The organism is Brevibacterium picturae (assembly GCF_030453725.1).
Lineage (GTDB): Bacteria > Actinomycetota > Actinomycetes > Actinomycetales > Brevibacteriaceae > Brevibacterium > Brevibacterium sandarakinum_A.
This window is the reverse complement of sequence record NZ_JAKDJU010000295.1, coordinates 1-2,393: the sequence shown is the minus strand read 5'-3', so window position 1 is coordinate 2,393 and position 2,393 is coordinate 1. Positions and strand designations below refer to the sequence as shown.

Sequence of the window (2,393 nt, the reverse complement as noted above, 5' to 3'; positions counted from 1 at the left end):
CACCCCCTGCAAAGGGGCGTTTCGGCACCGACAGTGCGGGGTGCTCGAAGTTCTGGCCCAGAAAGTTCTGAGCCAGAAAGTACTGACCTAGAAAGTTCTGGGCCAGCACGTCGCCGGCTGAGAATACTCTTCGACCGACGTCACTGATGCGACTTCAGGCCAAGGCGTCGATGACGAAGTCGATGCTTGCCAGCAGCGCTTTGACGTCAGCAGGGTCGACGGAGACGAACGTCGCGATGCGCAGCTGGTTGCGGCCCAGCTTGCGATAGGGCTCGACGTCGACGATGCCGTTGTTGCGCAGCACCGAGGCGACGAGAGCCGCATCGACCGAGTCGTCGAAGTCGATGGTGGTCACGACCGATGAGCGATCCTCAGGGTTTTCGACGAAGGGATGAGCCACCTCGGCGGCATCGGCCCAGTCGTAGACGAAACCGGAAGTCTCACGAGTGCGGGCGGTGGCCCACTCGAGGCCGCCGTTGCCGTTGATCCACTCGATCTGCTCGGCCAGGAGCACCAGGGTCGCGACGGCAGGAGTGTTGTAGGTCTGGTCCTTGCGCGAGTTCTCGATCGCGGTCACGAGATCCAGCGACGTGGGAATCCAGCGTCCGGAGTCCTTGATCTCCTGAGCGCGGGCGATGGCCTTCGATGACATGATCGCCACCCACAGGCCGCCGTCGGAGCCCATGTTCTTCTGCGGTGCGAAGTAGTAGACGTCGGTCTCGGTGATGTCGACGGGCAGACCACCGGCACCGGATGTGGCGTCGATGACGACTAGCGAATCGTCGTCGATGCCCTCGGGACGCGCGATCGTGGTGGCGACACCGGTCGAGGTCTCGTTGTGCGGCCAGGCGTAGACGTCGGCCGCTGCACCATCGGTCCCGGTCGCTTCGGCGAAGGCTGCGGGGGAGGGGATGGCAGACGTGCCGGGCTCGGCCTTGAGGATGAGGGATTCCTGCAGGTGCGGGGCCTCATCGGTGGCCTTGGCGAACTTCTGGCCGAATTCGCCGAAGGTTGTGTGTGCGGCCCGTTCGCGCACGAGTCCGAAGGCGGCGACGTCCCAGAAGGCGGTGGATCCGCCGTTGCCCAGGACAACCTCGTAGCCGGAGGGCAGGTTGAAGAGTTCGGCCAGGCCGGTGCGGATGCGAGCGACCAGGTTCTTCACGGGTGCTTGGCGGTGGCTGGTGCCCAGCACATCGGCGGCGGAGTTCAGCGCCTCGATCTGGGCTTTGCGGATGCGGGCCGGACCGGCTCCGAATCGTCCGTCGGCGGGCAGGAGTTCGTCTGGGATCGTAATATTCGTGGCAGTCACGCTCGACAGTCTACGACGCACCCGCGTGTGCCAGATGACCGGCATCGTCATGTTGAGTCATGTCACGGCCGGATCGAGTCGCGTCGTGCAGCCGACCAGGTCGTGCAGCACGTCGTGGCCACCAATCAGACGATGACGTGTGTCACCGGCTCGCCGTAGAGTGAAGATATGAGTGAGCCAGTCGACCGATTACCGCAGACGCGCAAGTCCTACGAGTCACCGACCTTCGACCATCCCGAGGTCTCGCCGCTCGTGCTGTTTCGACAGTGGTACGACGAGGCGGCCGGCCACGTCCTGGAGCCGAACGCGATGACGGTCTCTACCCTCGACGAATGGGGCCCGTCCTCACGGATCGTTCTGCTCAAGGGCATCGATGAAACCGGGTTCATGTTCTTCACCGACTATGACTCGGCCAAAGGCCGTCAGCTGCGGGCCGATCCTCGCGTGGCCGTGAACTTCCCCTGGCAGGACATGGAACGCCAAGTCAGGATCAGGGGCCTCGCCGAGGAGGTCGCCCCCGAGGAATCCGACGCGTACTTCGCCGTCCGCCCCCGCGGATCGCAGATCGCGGCCAGCGTCTCGAAGCAGTCCCAGCCCGTCAGCGGACGGGAGCAGATGCAGACCGAATACGACGACGCTGTCGCAGAGTACGCGGACACGGACGTGCCTCGGCCCGGTCACTGGGGTGGATTCCGGGTCCGAGTCTTCGAAATCGAGTTCTGGCAGGGACAGAAGAACCGTTTCCATGACCGGTGGGTCTTCCGCCGTGCCGACGGCAGTCACGAACCGGCGGATCTGTCACAGGCTTCCGCCTGGAGCTCTGTTCGTCTCTACCCCTGAGTGCGGGCCTCGAGCGAGACCGATTCTCGTGCGGCGAAGTTCAGGTCAGGAGGGGCTGTGCGGCGGGTGCCTCCCGCGGACGGGCGCGGGCGGGACCCGGTCGCCTCGGCGAAATATTCGTCTGACTTCGCGCGTTGATCGGAGGCAGGGACCAACATGGTCGATGCACCGACCGCGGGGGAATTCGCATGGGAATCCCTCATCGAGAACAGTGCGGGGACAGGGCGGCGGACGTCCAGAGAAT

The 2,393-nt window shown here is 64.6% G+C and carries 3 protein-coding genes; 1 reads left to right on the top strand and 2 read right to left on the bottom strand.

The window, feature by feature from the left end; translation table 11 throughout:
- Positions 1-154 precede the first annotated feature (154 nt).
- Positions 155-1,309, bottom strand: coding sequence for a phosphoserine transaminase (gene serC / locus L0G76_RS15765; protein ID WP_304358079.1), 1,155 nt, complete (start codon positions 1,307-1,309; stop codon positions 155-157).
- A gap of 168 nt (positions 1,310-1,477) precedes the next feature.
- Here serC and pdxH point away from each other — a divergent pair, with 168 nt between their 5' ends.
- Positions 1,478-2,149 carry a pyridoxamine 5'-phosphate oxidase gene (gene pdxH / locus L0G76_RS15760; protein ID WP_304358078.1) on the top strand — a complete coding sequence of 224 codons (672 nt, stop codon included), beginning with the start codon at positions 1,478-1,480 and terminating at the stop codon, positions 2,147-2,149.
- Here pdxH and L0G76_RS15755 read toward each other — a convergent pair.
- The coding region (locus tag L0G76_RS15755; protein ID WP_304358077.1) for a hypothetical protein at positions 2,140-2,393 on the bottom strand (254 nt) is incomplete at its 5' end. The two genes, pdxH and L0G76_RS15755, sit on opposite strands and share 10 nt — an antisense overlap.

Coding starts and splice junctions, on each gene's coding strand:
- pdxH (WP_304358078.1), top strand. CDS start 1,478: ATGAGTGAGCCAGTCGACCGATTACCGCAGACGCGCAAGTCCTACGAG.